The organism is Tangfeifania sp., from assembly GCF_055108615.1.
On sequence record NZ_JBSQIC010000020.1, the window covers coordinates 19,132 to 35,538 of the forward strand.

At 41.3% G+C, this 16,407-nt stretch carries 17 protein-coding genes; 4 read left to right on the forward strand and 13 right to left on the reverse strand.

Annotation, left to right across the window (positions count from 1 at the left end; translation table 11 throughout):
• Positions 1–109: 109 nt before the first annotated feature.
• Both ACTCNA_RS06465 and ACTCNA_RS06470 read left to right on the forward strand, forming a co-directional pair.
• A complete protein-coding gene (locus ACTCNA_RS06465) occupies positions 110–1,549 on the forward strand; it encodes an SUMF1/EgtB/PvdO family nonheme iron enzyme (RefSeq protein ID WP_462947086.1) in 1,440 nt (479 codons plus the stop codon).
• A gap of 66 nt (positions 1,550–1,615) precedes the next feature.
• Positions 1,616–2,905, forward strand: coding sequence for a UDP-N-acetylmuramoyl-tripeptide--D-alanyl-D-alanine ligase (locus ACTCNA_RS06470; protein WP_462947087.1), 1,290 nt, complete (start codon positions 1,616–1,618; stop codon positions 2,903–2,905).
• Here ACTCNA_RS06470 and trxA read toward each other — a convergent pair.
• The gene (trxA, locus tag ACTCNA_RS06475; RefSeq protein WP_462947088.1) at positions 2,902–3,270 is read right to left on the reverse strand and encodes a thioredoxin; all 369 of its coding nucleotides are present in this window, start codon (positions 3,268–3,270) and stop codon (positions 2,902–2,904) included. The genes ACTCNA_RS06470 and trxA overlap by 4 nt on opposite strands.
• Before the next feature lie 185 nt (positions 3,271–3,455).
• Between trxA and ACTCNA_RS06480 the strand changes: the two genes are divergently transcribed.
• Complete coding sequence (locus ACTCNA_RS06480) at positions 3,456–4,865, forward strand: CCA tRNA nucleotidyltransferase (RefSeq protein ID WP_462947089.1); 1,410 nt, start codon at positions 3,456–3,458, stop codon at positions 4,863–4,865.
• Here the strand turns inward: ACTCNA_RS06480 and ACTCNA_RS06485 are convergent.
• The 10 genes from ACTCNA_RS06485 to amrS form a co-directional block, all read right to left on the reverse strand.
• Entirely contained in the window at positions 4,862–5,896 is a 1,035-nt protein-coding gene (locus ACTCNA_RS06485) for an endonuclease/exonuclease/phosphatase family protein (RefSeq protein WP_462947090.1), read from the reverse strand. The genes ACTCNA_RS06480 and ACTCNA_RS06485 overlap by 4 nt on opposite strands.
• Complete coding sequence (locus ACTCNA_RS06490) at positions 5,886–7,337, reverse strand: hypothetical protein (RefSeq protein WP_462947091.1); 1,452 nt, start codon at positions 7,335–7,337, stop codon at positions 5,886–5,888. Before ACTCNA_RS06490 ends, ACTCNA_RS06485 begins: the two co-directional genes overlap by 11 nt.
• A 107-nt stretch (positions 7,338–7,444) precedes the next feature.
• Positions 7,445–8,887 (reverse strand): sodium:solute symporter, encoded by a 1,443-nt coding sequence (locus tag ACTCNA_RS06495; protein WP_462947092.1) that lies wholly within the window; start codon positions 8,885–8,887, stop codon positions 7,445–7,447.
• A gap of 8 nt (positions 8,888–8,895) precedes the next feature.
• Positions 8,896–10,065, reverse strand: a complete 1,170-nt coding sequence (locus ACTCNA_RS06500) for an exo-beta-N-acetylmuramidase NamZ family protein (RefSeq protein ID WP_462947093.1) — start codon at positions 10,063–10,065, stop codon at positions 8,896–8,898.
• A gap of 118 nt (positions 10,066–10,183) precedes the next feature.
• Positions 10,184–10,327: a hypothetical protein gene (locus ACTCNA_RS06505; RefSeq protein WP_462947094.1), complete on the reverse strand. Its 144-nt coding sequence runs from the start codon at positions 10,325–10,327 to the stop codon at positions 10,184–10,186.
• Between the two features lie 23 nt (positions 10,328–10,350).
• Positions 10,351–10,521 carry a hypothetical protein gene (locus ACTCNA_RS06510; protein ID WP_462947095.1) on the reverse strand — a complete coding sequence of 57 codons (171 nt, stop codon included), beginning with the start codon at positions 10,519–10,521 and terminating at the stop codon, positions 10,351–10,353.
• A gap of 92 nt (positions 10,522–10,613) precedes the next feature.
• Complete coding sequence (locus tag ACTCNA_RS06515; RefSeq protein WP_462947096.1) at positions 10,614–11,888, reverse strand: DEAD/DEAH box helicase; 1,275 nt, start codon at positions 11,886–11,888, stop codon at positions 10,614–10,616.
• A 105-nt stretch (positions 11,889–11,993) separates the two neighbouring features.
• Positions 11,994–12,296 (reverse strand): hypothetical protein, encoded by a 303-nt coding sequence (locus ACTCNA_RS06520; protein ID WP_462947097.1) that lies wholly within the window; start codon positions 12,294–12,296, stop codon positions 11,994–11,996.
• Positions 12,297–12,402: 106 nt separating this feature from the next.
• Positions 12,403–12,753 carry a hypothetical protein gene (locus tag ACTCNA_RS06525; RefSeq protein WP_462947098.1) on the reverse strand — a complete coding sequence of 117 codons (351 nt, stop codon included), beginning with the start codon at positions 12,751–12,753 and terminating at the stop codon, positions 12,403–12,405.
• Between the two features lie 130 nt (positions 12,754–12,883).
• The gene (gene amrS / locus ACTCNA_RS06530; RefSeq protein WP_462947099.1) at positions 12,884–13,888 is read right to left on the reverse strand and encodes an AmmeMemoRadiSam system radical SAM enzyme; all 1,005 of its coding nucleotides are present in this window, start codon (positions 13,886–13,888) and stop codon (positions 12,884–12,886) included.
• A 68-nt stretch (positions 13,889–13,956) separates the two neighbouring features.
• Between amrS and ACTCNA_RS06535 the strand changes: the two genes are divergently transcribed.
• Positions 13,957–14,157, forward strand: coding sequence for a hypothetical protein (locus ACTCNA_RS06535; RefSeq protein ID WP_462947100.1), 201 nt, complete (start codon positions 13,957–13,959; stop codon positions 14,155–14,157).
• 56 nt (positions 14,158–14,213) lie between these two features.
• On the opposite strand, the gene ACTCNA_RS06540 is transcribed toward ACTCNA_RS06535, so the two are convergent.
• Together ACTCNA_RS06540 and hisIE are read right to left on the reverse strand one after the other, a co-directional pair.
• The gene (locus ACTCNA_RS06540; RefSeq protein WP_462947101.1) at positions 14,214–15,539 is read right to left on the reverse strand and encodes a glycosyltransferase; all 1,326 of its coding nucleotides are present in this window, start codon (positions 15,537–15,539) and stop codon (positions 14,214–14,216) included.
• A gap of 238 nt (positions 15,540–15,777) precedes the next feature.
• The gene (gene hisIE / locus ACTCNA_RS06545; protein WP_462947102.1) at positions 15,778–16,395 is read right to left on the reverse strand and encodes a bifunctional phosphoribosyl-AMP cyclohydrolase/phosphoribosyl-ATP diphosphatase HisIE; all 618 of its coding nucleotides are present in this window, start codon (positions 16,393–16,395) and stop codon (positions 15,778–15,780) included.
• Positions 16,396–16,407 lie beyond the last annotated feature (12 nt).

The following is a 16,407-nucleotide window of genomic DNA, read 5'->3' on the forward strand; positions in this document are numbered from 1 at the left end:
GACAGATGTTCTATGTTACATGCAATTTTATAATCAGAGAAAGCAATAAGAAATAAGCAAATCAGTTATATTTGTGACAATCAGAGGAAAAATGAAAAACACTAATTTAATGAAGCTAAAAACAATTTTCTTGCTGTTTTTAGCCGCATTCGTTTCAGGATGTGGGTTGTTTGGCAACGGAGGCGGTGAAACATCGCGTACTACCGGATGGGAATACAATTCAGAAGAAACGGGCAATATCCCCTATCTTTCAGGTTACGAACAGGAAGCCGGCCCGGGGCTGGTTTTTATCCAGGGCGGTACATTTACCATGGGCCGTGTTGAAGAAGACGTAATGTACAAGTGGGACAACCACCCGCGCAGGGTTACCGTTGCCTCTTTTTATATGGATGAAACTGAAGTGTCGAACCAGGATTACAGGGAATATGTACACTGGTTAAACCGCGTTTACCCCGGCGACCGCGAGAAAGTTAATTCTGCATTGCCCGACAGTACTGTATGGAGAGAGGAACTGGCTTACAATGAACCCTACGTGAACAATTATTTCAGGCATCCCGCTTACAGCGATTACCCGGTTGTTGGTGTTACCTGGGAACAGGCAGATGCATACTGCTCGTGGAGGACCGACCGAGTGAACGAAAAAATCCTGGTTGAACGCGGTATCCTGCAACACGACAATAGCCAGACTGGACAAAACATTTTTACAACCGACGCTTATCTTGCCGGTTTGTACGAAGGAACTGCCGGAGAGAACCCAGAAGAATTGCCTGATGGAACCACCCGCAGGGTAAAATGGGAAGATGGCATTATGCTTCCCAATTACCGATTACCCAGCGAAGCCGAATGGGAATATGCTGCCTACGGTTTAATTGGTAATGTGGATGACGAAATACTTACCGACAGGAAAATATACCCGTGGAATGGTGCTTACCTCAGAGAAGATACCCGAAAAAACAAAGGCCGCTTAAAAGCAAACTTCGTTAGAGGCCGTGGTGACCTCATGGGTATGGCCGGTGCACTAAACGATAATGCTGACATTACCGCACCCGTTTTCTCCTACCAACCGAATGATTACGGCTTGTACTGCATGTCAGGAAATGTAAACGAATGGGTAGCCGATGTTTACCGGCCATTGTCGTTCCTTGATGTTGAAGAATTCCAGCCGTTCCGTGGTAATGTAATTACTGAACCCAGGCGTGATGCAAACGGCAATCTGATGCGCGACGAATACGGCAAAATTGTCAGAGACACAGTGGCCGACTACCGCAATTTTAAAGATGGTAATACAAATTCGCAAATTGTGGAATCTGGAGACTGGAATGCTGCCGAAAACAGGGGAACCGATGATATGTATTTTAAAGATGACCGCCCCGGTTATTTCTCTTCACTTATCGATGATGATGTGCGGGTTTACAAAGGAGGATCGTGGAAAGACAGACCCTACTGGCTGGTTCCCGGAACAAGACGTTACCTTGAACAGACCAGGGCGCAAAGTGATATTGGTTTTCGATGTGCTATGACAAGAGTAGGAAGTCCTGAAGGATTTTAAATGATATTTACAGAAACTTACCCGAAAACCTCATTTTAACGAATGAGGTTTTTTTATTTTTGAAAAATGAATACAGACGGGCTATATCAACTTTTTAAAAATCATCCGCTTGTTGTAACCGACAGCAGAACAATCAAAAAAGGTTCTCTTTTCTTCGCACTAAAAGGCGAAAATTTTAACGGAAATAAATTTGCAGCCGAAGCACTTGAAAAAGGTGCAGCTTATGCCATTATCGACGAAGAAAAATACCAGGCCGGCAACAGAACAATTCTGGTTGAAAATGTGCTCGGAGCATTGCAAAAACTGGCCGGAAGGCACAAAAAAGAACTGGGTATTCCGGTTCTTGGCATTACAGGGTCAAACGGAAAAACCACTACCAAAGAGCTGATTGCTGCTGTTTTATCTGAAAAATTCAGGATTAGTTTCACGCAGGGAAACCTGAACAACCATATTGGAGTGCCGCTTACTCTTTTAAATATGGACAAGTCAACGGAATTTGGTATTGTGGAAATGGGTGCCAACCACCCGGGCGAGATTGCACAGCTTTGCGCCATTGCCGCCCCTAATTACGGGATTATCACCAATATTGGCCGGGCACACCTTGAAGGATTTGGCTCTTTTGAAGCCATAAAAAAAACCAAGGCTGAATTATACGACTACTTAAAAAAGAAAAACGGAACTATTTTCTACAATCGTGATAATTCCATTCTTTCAGAACTCACAAAACCCATCCGGCATAAAATAAGCTACGGCAGCAAAAATGTTGATCTGTCGGGCCATCCGGTATTTTCACCGCCATTTATCCATGCCGAAGTTCATTTTCCCAATGAAAACTTATATTTAAACTCAAAACTGACCGGCGATTATAATTTTGAAAATATTATGGCAGCGGCCTGCATCGGGCACTATTTTGGAGTAGATCCCCCGGACATTCAAAAAGCTATTGAAAATTACACTCCCGGAAACAACCGTTCGCAACTGATTGAAAAAAACAATCTGAAAATAATTATGGATGCTTACAATGCCAATCCAACCAGCATGCAGGCATCCATCGATAGTTTTGTGTCCAGTTTCAGCAACCCAAGATATTTAATCCTTGGCGACATGCTCGAACTTGGAGGTGAAGAACTGAACGACCACATTTCAATACTCGAAAAAACAAAAAAGCACTCCTTTTCAGAAGTGCTTCTTGTAGGTAATGCATTTACCCGGGCGGCAAAAAGCTATTCCGTTAAATCTTTTATTAATACCAAAAGGTTATGCCACTACCTTGCTGAAAACCCTATTAAAGAAGGAGCCGTTTTAATCAAAGGCTCACGCGGGATTCAGCTTGAAAAAGTGCTCGATGTCCTTTAAGCTTCCGGTTTTTCAACTTTCAGCACATCGGAAATTGCTTTTTCGAAAGTAGCTTTTGGCAATGCTCCCATTGCCATTTGCGGCTGACCTTCGGTAGGTACAAACAATAACGATGGAATACTCTGGATTCCAAACATGCCTGCCAGTTCCTGTTCCTGTTCGGTGTCAATTTTATAAATTACAATCTTGTCACCATATTCTTCCTGCAGCTCTTCCAAAACAGGAGCAACCATTTTACACGGACCGCACCAGTCGGCATAAAAATCAATCAGTGCAGGCGTGTCGCCTTCATACTTCCATTCTTTATTCTCTTCAAAATTGAATACTTTCTCTTTAAATGACTCTTTGGTTAAAAATTCCAACATATCAAAAAATTTAATTTAAACTATTTATATATTTATATTTGTACATATTTTTTGTAGTCAAAGATAATGCCATAAGACCTCATTAAAATATTAACCCGGACTTTAGATAAATAATTGTAATTTTGTCACAATTTTTTTCTGAAATGACAGAAAAAATTAAAAATCAGTTTAATATTGGCAGAAAAATGAACAAACATATAAAAAACAAAATATTTAAGACAATTGCAAATGCAGCTGCCGAATTAAATCAGGATACCTATGTTATAGGCGGTTACGTGCGCGATTTTTATTTGCAACGTGCTTCAAAAGACATAGACATAGTAACCCTTGGCAGCGGAATTCAACTTGCTGAGAAGGTGGCCAATAAATTAAAGCCGCACCCCAAGGTTGCCATTTTTAAAAATTTTGGCACGGCTCAGTTAAAATTCAAGAAATATGAGATCGAATTTGTGGGGGCCCGCAAAGAGTCGTACCGCGCAGATTCACGCAAACCTTTGATAGAAACCGGCACACTCGAAGATGATCAAAACCGCAGGGATTTTACCATTAATGCGCTGGCCCTGGGATTAAATAAACACAACTACGGTGAATTAATTGACCCGTTCAACGGCATTAATGACCTGAAACAAAAAATTATACGCACTCCGCTCGACCCCTCCGTTACTTTCTCTGATGATCCGCTGCGAATGATGCGCGCCATACGGTTTTCAACACAACTGGGCTTTGAAATTGAAGCCAAAACCCTGCAGGCAATAGCCAAAAATAAGGACCGCATAAAAATAGTTTCTGCCGAGCGCATTTCAGATGAGCTCAACAAAATCATGCTGTCGCCCAAACCCTCGGTGGGATTTAATCTGCTTGAAGAAACAGGTTTGCTGAAAATTGTTTTACCTGAACTTGAGCAAATGAAAGGAGTGGATATTGTCAACGGAATAGGACACAAAGACAATTTTTACCACACGCTGGAAGTGCTCGACCGGATTGCACCAAACACCAACAACCTTTGGCTCCGGTGGTCGGCGCTGTTGCACGATATTGCCAAACCAGCCACAAAAAAATTTACCGGGGAGCAGGGCTGGACATTCTACTCTCACAATTTTGTGGGTGTAAAAATGATTCCAAAAATTTTCAGGAAATTGAAGCTTCCACTCAACGAAAAAATGAAGTACGTACAAAAAATGGTAAAACTGCACATGCGCCCAATTGTACTCTCGGAAGAGGAAGTTACCGACTCAGCTGTCCGGCGGCTGCTTTTCGAGGCGGGCGACGATATTGACGACCTGATGACCCTTTGCGAGGCAGATATTACTTCAAAAAATCAGGAAAAGGTGAAACGCTACATGAAAAACTTCAAAGTTGTGCGGCGCAAACTAAAAGAGATTGAAGAAAAAGATGCCATCCGGAATTTTCAGCCTCCGGTTTCAGGGGAGTTAATAATGGAAACCTTTGGCTTGTCGCCCAGCCGCGAAGTTGGAGTTATTAAAGAAGCCATAAAAGAAGCCATTCTCGATGGAGAAATCAGAAACGATTTTGAAGAGGCTTATAATTTCATGTTAAAAAAAGCAGCGGAATTAGGCCTTGAAAAAAAAGCTTAACGGTTGGATTTTAACCGCAGCAAAACCGGGAGATGATCGCTAAAACCTCCATTATAACTGTATCCAACATAAGTACGGTTAATTTTCCGTCCGCCATAACGCTCATCAGTTTCCAGCAAAAATGGCAGGTTTATCATTTCTGCCAAATCAGGCCGGGTAACTATTCCATCCCTGTTTTTTAAAAGTGTTCCGGAAACCATTATCTGATCAAAAACCGACCACTGCGAACGGTATTTTATTGTCCCCCACCCTGTTTCCCCCCAGTTCACAGACAAATTTACAATATCCTCATCTGTAACATTTTCAGAATAATCAACAGCTTTTAAATGCTCAGCAATACTTTCATCGCCGGGTTGATCGTTAAAATCGCCCATTATAATGATTTTTGCATTTCTGTTATCCTGCAGTTTTTGGCTGCACAACCTGCGTAACGTTTTAGCTGCCAGATTTCTCAGCGACTGCGTTTCCAACAATCCACCATACCTCGATGGCCAGTGATTGATAAAAAAATGCAGTGTGTCTTTTTCATCCACAATGCCCGATACATAAAGGATCTCCCTTGTTTCCAAAACAGAATCCTGAACGGTTTTTAAAGGATAGTACTGGTATTCGAGCGGATAAAATATTTCATCGTTATACAGAAAAGCCACGTCAATTCCGCGTTCGTCGGGCGATTCTTTATGAATGATTTTATAGGGATGATTTTTCAGCGGTGTGCCTGCCAGCAACCGTTCAAGCACAAAGCGGTTTTCTACTTCACAAAGGCCAATCATTTGCGGGGGTTCCCAACCGGCAGCATTTAAAATCACCTTCGAAATATTCAGTAATTTTTGGTTGAACCGATTGTAAGTCCAGTGCCGGTCCCCTTCGGGCGTAAATTCTTCATCCTGTGTTTCCGGATCATTTTCCACATCGAATAAATTTTCAACATTGTAAAATAACACGGAATATTTTTCTGTCCGGTTTTGGGAGTAGGACTGAACCGAAATACTTAGAAATAGGAATAATACGATAACACGGTTACTCTTCATCTTTTTTCTCGATTCGCTCGAATGCACCAAGATCGGGACCTTCATCAGCTGTCCGGTCCATGTTCATTATATCCAGCGGATACTGTTTGGCGAAGTCCGGATTTCCGATATCTTTCGCTGCCGAAAGGGTGTCGAGAGAATAATCATACTCATCAAACGGGTCAACAAATTTCGGGTTGTTGTCTTTTCCCTTCCAAACATTTCTGAAGTGGTCTTTGTCCGAAATATCAAAAGTATCGGGAACTTGAATTATGCAATGGTCAAACTCGTAATTGAAAGCATTCTCCTCACTGTCGCCCAGTTCAATTTCATTCTGGTTATTGCCGAAAATAATACTGTTCCCGAAAAATGCATTTTCCAAATCACCGGTATATGTTACTTTGGAGCCGTCGGGTTGTTCAACCACCAGCAGGTTGGAAAGAACCAGGGAAGCTGTTGAACGTGCACGGCTGGAATAATTCCCCCAATAATTGGCAATGGTAGTATGATAAAATTCGTAATCACCCCCAACAAGCAATGCAACTGCATAAAATCCGCAGTTGGCAATTAAATTGTTATAGCCGGTTACTTTCGATTTGAGGGCAAAAAGGCCGGCGTAGGCCATATTTTCAATTTTTGAATTGGAAAGCCGAAGCGATGCAAACCCATCATCTTCAATATTTCCGGCCTGCAAACCGATATTGGCATTTTTAATGGTAGTATAATTAAAGATATTGTCATGGCTTCCTGAAAAAAGAATTATTCCATTCCATTGGTCAGGAATATCCTGGTAACTTTCTTCTAACCGATCGGATAAAAAACGAATTGGATTTTGAAACGTCCCCTCGGCTTTAATGGTTCCTTTCACGTAGAGCCCGGCCCCTTTGTGAAAATGGATGCGTGTGCCGGGTTCTATGGTAAGTGTTGAAGTACTGTCAACATAAGCGTAATCGTAAACCAGGTAGGGTTTTTCAGCAGTCCAGGTTGTGGTTTCAATATTTTCACCTTTAATGAGTTTAAAATCCTGCCCGTAGGCCACCAGGTTTATATCCTGAACATTAGCATTAGTGGTAAATTCTATGGAATCCTGAACAACCATGGGCAGGTTTTGTCCATTGGGATCGATAGTTACCTCAACAAAAATAAAGATGCTGTCGCGGGCTGGTACCTCCACCTCGTAGGCCTCGTTGGTAGTTTGCCCGTTAACGTTTAGCCTGAAATTGGAAAAATCGCCACCAGCAACACGAATTCTCGAAATGAGAACATTTTCGTCGTATGGATTATAAATTTTAAGGTGCCGGGTGGTTGAACCTATGGTAGTAAAAATTGTATCGAACATTACCGTATCAACAGAAAACTGAAGTTTTGCATCGGGGGAACTCATATATCCCTCATCCTCACATGAAAAAAGTGAAATGAATATTGCAACTGCAATTAATATTTTAAGCAGATATTTGACCAAGTTCCCAGTTTTTATTTGTAATAACGGATTTCCTTCGCTTTATATTACTACAAATATAAAAATTCAATTTACAATTTTTAACATTTATTTACAACTATTGGCAATATTTAAAATTTATTTTTTGAAATCAGCCATAACCCCAGTATGGTGATAAGGCCATTGAGGATTAATAATTCAAAACCAAAAGTATATCCGTTAAAAAGTTGTTCTGAATAGGTAGAAATAAAAAAGCAAATAACCGGGGAAGTAATTCCGACCAAAGGCACCCACTTGTCTTTCACTTTCTTTTTGGTGTACATACCAAACACAAATAATCCCAAAATTGGTCCGTAGGTGTAACCGGCAACTGTAAATACCGCAACCACTATACTTTCGTTGCTGATTGCCCTGAAAACCAGTATTACTACTATTAACAGCACTGAAAACATAATGTGAGTGCGTTTTTTAATGCTTCTTCTTTTTTGCTCTTCGTAGTTGCCTATTTTCATGAAATCTACACTGAAAGCAGTTGTCAGGGCAGTAAGTGCCGAGTCTGCACTGGAATAGGCAGCAGCAGTAATTCCCAGTAAAAAAGCAATTCCTGCCGGTAAACTCAGGTGGTTAAGGGCAATAAGCGGATAAAGTTCGTCGGTGGTTTCGGGAATCGTTATACCTGCCTGTTCGGCAAAGATATAGAGCAGCACACCCAGGCACAAAAAAAGAAAAACCGCTGCCAGAAATGACAAGCTAAAAACGATCATGTTCTTTTGAGCCTCTTTTTTATTCTTGCACGTTAGGTTTTTTTGCATCATATCCTGGTCCATTCCTACCATTACAATGGTAATAAACATGCCGGCAAAAAATTGCTTGAAAAAATTATCACCGCTGCGCCAGTCCCAAAAGAATATTTGTGAATTGGGGTGAGAAGAAATGCGTTGCGCAAGCTCGGGAAAATCAAAATTCAGTGACCGGCTAATGGCAATAATGGTAAAAATAACTGCACTTACCAGAAAGAATGTTTGCAGGGTATCGGTCCATACAATAGTTTTTATACCTCCTTTAAATGTATATACCCAAATCAGTGCAATTGTAACAATTACGGTTACTGTAAACGGAATATCAAAAGCATCGAAAAATGCAATTTGCAACACGGTGGCCACAAGGTATAGCCGGAAAGCGGCACCTACAAGTTTTGATATTAAAAAGAAAAATGAACCGGTTTTATAGGAGGAATTTCCAAAACGCTGATCAAGAAAAGTGTAAATGGAAACCAGGTTGAGCCGGTAGTAAAGTGGCAGCAAAATACCTGCTACGAGCCAGTATCCCACAATGTTTCCAAAAACAAACTGCAGGTATGAAAAGGCGGTGTTACCCACCTCTCCGGGCACCGAAATAAAAGTAACACCGGAAAGCGTGGCCCCCACCATACCAAAGGCAACCAAAAACCAGGGGGATTTACGATTGGCTGTGAAAAATGCCTGTGTATCGGCGTTGCGGGAGGTTAACCACGAAATACCAACCAAAACAACAAAGTAACCTAAAACCAGACTTAGAACGAGGAATGGACTCATAAAACTGTTTATTCAAAATCGGGGTACAACAAATATTTTTTTCTCAGGGCTTTAAATTCATTCAACTCAGGCTGCCAGCTTTCTGTAATTTCTTTTTCATTTAAACCGTCTCTTATTTGCCGGATTAACTCATCAGTACCTGCCAGCAAATTGAGCCAGCGTTCGCGCGTCAGAAAATCCTCTTCATTTTCGTAACTGTTGTAAAAATCCAAAAAATATTTCAGCGTGAATTGCGGTACTTCATCCAGCTCCCTGAGGTCAACACCATAACACTTTTCACCTTCATTCAGTGGATTTACAGCCACTCCCGGAATACTTCGCGGGGTAAATGTAAAATCGCCCAGTTCGGGTTTGGGGCCTCCAATCACCTGAAACGGGAAATCAGTTCCGCGGCCAATACTCACACTGGTTGCTTCGAAAAAACAGAGCGAGGGATAAAGCCGTACAGCCAAATCGGTGGGTAAGTTTGGCGACGGCTGAACCGGCAATGAATACCGCATGCTGTGCGAATAATTTTCAACAGGAATAACTGTCAGTTCACATTTTTGCGGGGCATCGTGCCAGCGTTCTCTATTTATCATTTGTGCCAGTTCACCAACAGTGCAGCCATGCACCAGCGGGATCGGGTCCATACCTACAAACGATTCAAAACCGGGTTCTCTCATTGGCCCGGCAATGTAATCGCCGTTTGGGTTGGGGCGATCGAGCACAAGCATGGGCTTTTCATTTTCGGCACAGGCTTCCATAACCAGATGCATGGTAGAAATGTAGGTGTAAAAACGACACCCAACATCCTGAATATCAAAGACTACAATATCGAGTCCTTCAAGGTGTTCCGGTTTTGGTTTGCGGTTTTCGCCATAAAGCGAAATGACCTGAATCCCGGTCTGTTCATCCACACCATCTTTAATGGTTTCACCAGCCGATGCATCGCCCCTGAAACCATGTTCGGGTGCAAATATCTTTTCTACTTTAATTCCTTCCTTCAGCAGGAAATCCACCAAATGTAAATTTTCTTTTAACGAAGTATGGTTAACCACAATTCCAACCTTTTTCCCATCCAAAAGAGGTAAATACTTTTCAGGTTGTTCGGCTCCTGTTTTCAAGCCAGAAGGAGTTGATGCAGAACATGAAAAAGCAAGCAGAACCCAAAAAAGAAATCCCGTTATTTTTGCCATAGGTAAAAGTTTACAATTAAAATGCTAAAATACCATTTGATTCTCCGAAAAAGAAACCAGAACCAAAAATTTGGAGGTAATCATAGTTAAAATTTAAAATTTTCAGCAATAAACAGAATTACTGGTCCATTACTTTACCAAAAGGAACGGTGAACCCAAGCCATGGAATACCAATAAAACCAATACCTGACTGAACCGGTACCACCAATCCGAAATCAAGGGCAGCTTTTTTAATAATCCAGCGGCCGCCAAGTGTCAGCAATCCAAACCCTTCACCATTGGTATTTACGTAATAATTTTCTCTGAATTTTCGGAAATAATCTTTCCAACAAACTCATTTCCATCGCGTGTTTCTATCCTGAAAACAACGGTATCCTTCTCGATGGGCTGGGCAAATGCAAAGGTGTTAAGGATTATAACAAAAAATAGTGCCAGGGTAAAATTTGCTGCTTTCATAATGGCTTATTTTCGTTAATAAAACGGAAAATTTATAAGAAAGGTACGCAAAATCTTCGTCTGTGGCAACATCATTTTTTCAACCAAAATAATTACCGTTTTGGTGGCTTACCCTGATTTTTATTTTTTTCATTCTTATTCGAAAACTTTTTCGACGATGGTTTTCCCTTTCCTTTTTGTTTGAATTTTTTGCCCCCTTTGTACCTGCCCGGGGCGTAATTCTTCCATTCCGGCCCTTTGCCCATTCCTTCAGGGAGCGGCAGTTTTATGACTTCACGCTCAATCAGTTTTTCAATTTGCGAGAACTGCCCCATCTCCTTGTCGTTTACCAGCGTTAATGCCACGCCGGTAGCATCAGCACGGGCAGTTCGCCCCACGCGGTGAACATAATCTTCAGCATCGTGCGGCACGTCAAAATTAATAATCAGGTTAATTTCCTTAATGTCAATTCCGCGACTTAGCACATCGGTAGCAACCAGGATGCGTGTACGCCGCGCTTTAAAGGCCTGGAGGACTTTTTCGCGGTCGGATTGTTCCAAATCGGAAGAAATTGGTTCGGCTGAAAATTTATTTTTCTTCAGCGAAGCGGCGAGTTCGGTAACTTTTCTTTTCGTGGAACAAAAAATCAGGATGCTGTTATATTCCGGATTTTCAGAAATGAGATGGTTGATGAGATCAATTTTCTGATTATCGTAACAAAGATAAACCGCCTGCAAAACACCTTCGGCCGGTTTCGACATTGAAATGTTTATTTCATCCGGATCAACCAGGATTTTGGATGCGAGTGTTCTGATTTTTGGTGCCATCGTTGCGCTAAACATGAGCGTTTGCCGCTCTTTGGGCAGGTACGAAATTATTTTTATAATATCTTCGTAAAAACCAATATCCAGCATACGGTCGGCTTCGTCGAGAATAAGGTATTTTATAGTTTCAAACTTCACATACCCCATGTTTAGGTGGGCGATGAGCTTTCCCGGAGTTGCAATTACAATATCGGCTCCCTGTGTGAGCGCCTTTTTTTGCTGGCCCCAGTCATCGCCATCGCTGCCGCCGTATATTGCAATTGAATGTATTCCCAGGCCATAGGCGATTCCCTGCACCTGCTGGTCGATTTGCACGGCCAGTTCGCGAGTGGGGACTAAAATGAGAGTTGAAGTTTCGCCTGAAGGATGATCCAGAATCAAATCGAGAACCGGAATTATAAAAGCAGCCGTTTTGCCGGTGCCTGTTTGCGCACAGGCAATTAAATCTTTTTGGTTTAAAATTTTGGGTATGGCCTGTTCCTGTATCGGGGTGGTTTTTTCGAACCCCATATACGAAATGGCATCGAGTATATCGTTGTGTACTCCTAATTCAGAAAATTTCATTGTTATAGTGCATTTTTACGTAATTCACCGGCCGTTAAAAAACCGGTTACTTTTCGGGTTTCAAAGTAAACGAAAATTATTGATTTAGCGATATTTAAAAATAGGTCAATATTTTTTCAATAATTTCCATCCCTGCCCTTTCGCCTTTAAGGGGTGCAGAAAATTACCCTTTTCATTGGTTAAAATAATTTCAATTTCCAGCGATTTATTTGTGAATGCAAGTTTTTTAATGAATTCGAGTCCTTTTTTGGCCCCAAGCAAGAATAGTTTCTTTTTCTTTTGGTCGCTCATTTTAAAATTGAGCCAGTTAAAATCTTTGTCGGCATCAATAAAGCAAATCAGTTTTTCAAAGTCGGGGTTTTGGATTAAAAATTCATTGTCGGCAACGTGGCGCATTGTACTAATCATGGCACCGGCAAAACTCCCAAAATCATCTACCTCTGCATACTCCTGAAGGTGCGAACCACATTTTTTTTTATGGGAGTGCCGTCAATTACTTTTTGCATAATTCCTTTCAGCCCCGGATCGCCGTCCACAAATTCAAAAAGGTCTTGTTTGGCAAGTACGTCGAGCACCTGTTGCGATTTACTTTTTCAATGGAGTCGGTTCCCGCCAGCACGAGCGTGTTACTAGCACCTGCCGATGCCCCGGCCCGGTTAAAAAAACGAATCCCTGCCGTTTCCAGAATGTAGGTGTACCCTACCAGTGCAATCCCCAGAACACCACCGCCTTCCTGCACCAAATCAACATACTGCCGACCTTCGCTGTCAATTACATCTGAAAAAACTTTGCCCTTCAGCTTCTCTGCCTCTTTCAGCATTTCCTGAAATTCAGGCTGGCCTGTAAAATCTTCATAAGTCATCATTAGGGAAAAATTTAATGATTTTGTTTTTCAGATAAAAAGATACGGAAATTTAGTCTAAATACATAACACTGAACAGGATAAATTTTAAGCACTGAAAATTCAGGTAAATTATTTCTGCAACTGATTGCGTTCAGCTAACAACATTAACCAAAGTGCCACATTCCGGACATCTGTCTTTGAAACCGGGCTCAACAATCGTAGTATAGTAATTTCTTCGAATCAGCAGTTTACCGCATTTCGGGCAAAAAGTTGAAGAGCGCATTTCATCACTTATGTTTCCGAGATAAACGTGGTTCAGGTATTTTTTGGCCAAATCATAGAAGCTTCTCAGTTTTTCAACGGAAGTTGGTGGCGCATTCAACTTATAATTTGGGAAATATCGCGAAAGATGAAGTGGCGTATCCTTTCCTGCATTTTCGGCAATCCATTTAAGCATTGCTTCAAATTCTTCTTCATCGTCGTTCAGGCCCGTAATTACCAGGTTGGTAATTTCAAGATGACTCCCACTTTGAGCAATCATTTTAATGGTTTGCAAAACCGAATCCAGTTTTGCCTTTGCATATTTTTTGTAGAAACTATTGTTAAAACCTTTCAAATCAACATTGAATGCATTGAGGGAAGGAAGTGCCTGCCTCAAAGGTTCCGGATTAATGTACCCGTTGGTAACCACCACATTTTTCAAACCGTTATTTTGCGAAAGCCGGGCGGTGTCGAGCATGAATTCATAAAAAGTGAAAGGCTCGTTGTAAGTGTAGGCAATGCCAATATTTTGCCAGGTCTTCAGCGCTTCGTTTACAATTTGTTCAGGACTGATAGTATGAAACCCGTTGAAGTCAGTTGCACGACACTGGGAGATTTGGTGGTTCTGACAAAAACTGCAATGCATATTGCAGCCCACTTCACCAATTGAAAGTATATTTTTACCCGGGTAAAAATGATATAACGGTTTTTTCTCAACCGGATCAGTTCCCAGGGCTGCCACTTTATTGTACACGTGAGTAATTAGTTGCCCGTTTACATTTTCGCGAACTTTACAAACACCTGTTTGCCCCGGTTTTAAGTGACAATACCACGGGCAAAGCGTACATTTTACTTCGTTATTTTCAAGCTTCTCGTAAAAAAGTGCCTCGTGCATAACTCAGTTCCGTTTTTCTCAAATGTACGAAAATGTTAAGACTCAGTTCCAAATGATGTATGGTATTTATGAGACAGAAAATTGCGGCTTTCATGAAAATAATCCATAACGAATTACCAGCTGCCCTGAGATCGGATTTGCCACCTGAAAACCTGAAAAAAATGTTGCTGCCCGGGAGTACTTCAAAGCGCAAAAAAGCACAGGACACACAGCTTAGTTTGTTTGCGAATTACCAGCCCGCTTTGGGTACTGTGCAGTTGCAGCACTAAGATTTGTATTACAATTTTTGACCAGAAACTACCTGGATAATTTGGCATTAAAATTTCTAACTGATTTTAAAATGAGGCGGAACACTATCAATTCCCATATAATAACGCATCAACAACAGGTATTTTTCGAGCAGTGAAGTGAGCAGGAAATTTTCGCGTACATGTTCCACTGCCTGCTGCCCAATTACATCGCTTTGTTCAGGATGCAACAACAGGAATTTCATTTGTTGTTTAATGTTTTCTATGTCGAAAGGATCAACCAAAAATCCGGTTTTGTGGTCAACAACCTGCTGGGGAATTCCTCCCACTTTACTGCCAATAACCGGAGTTCCCTGCCACAATGCTTCGGTCACTACCAGGCCAAACCCTTCTTTAGTTGAAATGTGTACAAACTGATTGGCAACACGCATTAACGCGCCAATATTTTCGTCGTTGTTTTCAATGTTCATTAGCAAAAACACATCAGTGTCATTTTCTCGCTCTTCCTCCATCTGCCCGTACATGGTCAGCCCGTCAGGGTCATCAGATGCTGTATTGCCAACCATCACCAGAATTGGTTTTTTACGGCTTACCGCTTTGTCATTTTTAATAGCCTTAAAAGCTTTAATAATGGTAGCCTGGTTTTTATGAATATCGTAACGCGAAACGGCAAGCACAATTGGCCTGTCTCCATCGATGTTATGTTTCTCGAAAAGTGGTTGTAAAATCCGAAGTGCTTCCGTTTTTGAAAGTTGCCGGTTTTTGGGGCTGAGTGGATCGATGGAGGGTGCAATTTTGTACACCGGCTTTTTAATTCCCTGCTTCACGAAATTTTCATCGGTAAAAATTGCCCCGTCGTAATGGTTGATAAACGGCAGGAAAAAATTCCAAATCAGTTTATTGGCTGAAGTGGTGTCGATATGGCAACGCCACAGTTTGGGTCCCTTGTAGTTTCCAAAAACCGATGTGGCACAGGGTTGCGGATCGTGAACGATGATAAAATCTGCCTCAACCGAATAATTTTCAAAATTCTTCAGGGAGTTATCGATGTAAACCCCATGCAATTCTTCTGTACTGAATGGCTGCTCCACTCCCTGAATCAGGTCATGAAACTTTTTGGTTACATAGAAAAAATCTTCAGAATGTGCCTCCATGCAATGCCACTGCGCATTTATTCCCAATCCTTTGGCAAGCGGAATTAAACCTTTAAGCATTTCGGCAACTCCTCCTCCTTCGTAGGTTGAATTTACATGAGCCCACACTTTATTTTCAAGCGGAAGTGCCAGCTGTTTTAATTTTTCGAGCTTCTCTGCTCCAACAGAATCCTTGTAATAACTCAAATCCATTGCAACATAGGGTGGTAATTTCCGCTCTAAATATTGTTCAGACTGGTCATGAAACATAGTATAAAAGTTTATGGTTCGTAAAATTAATCCCGAAAAATAGGCATTTATCAAACAAATACAACACTTTTTCACAATTTATAAAGTGTCTGAATTACAGCATGTTTAAACATTCAAAAAGAATTTTGAACAAATGAGTCAAATATTCATTTCTCGAAAAAAATGAATTAATTGTTTAAAATTGCACCATGTTGATATTTGTTTACGATAATACATTGGCAGAAAGATTATTTCAAAATCAGGAATGCCGCTTTTTTAATTCGTCAACCACATCATCAATGCGATAACCCTTGTGCGATAACAGAACAATAAGGTGGTACACCAAATCGCCGGCTTCGTAAATGAAATTTTCATCGTCGTTGGCCATGGCACCAATAATGGTTTCAACAGCTTCCTCCCCCACTTTTTGCGAAATTTTAGAAGTTCCTTCTTTAAAAAGTGAAGTGGTGTACGAACCTTCGGGCATTTCCTGTTTGCGCTTATCAATAAAATCCTGCAGGTAACTTAGAAACTGAATGTCCGCATGTTTATTCGTTTCAAAAAAACAGGTATCGGCACCGGTATGGCAAACCGGACCAACGGGATTCGCTTTAATCAGCAGTGTATCATTATCGCAGTCAACCAACATGGAAACTACGTTCAGAAAATTCCCTGACTCTTCTCCTTTGGTCCACAACCGGTTTTTGGTGCGGCTGAAAAAAGTTACTTTTCCGGTTTCCTGAGTTTTTTCAAGGGCCTCTTTGTTCATAAAGCCCACCATCAAAACTTTTTGTGTTGAATTATCCTGAATAACTGCCGGAACCAGTCCGTTCAGCTTGTGAAAGTCGATTTGTTCATTTCCTGAAAATGGATTCATTTGTATAAATTT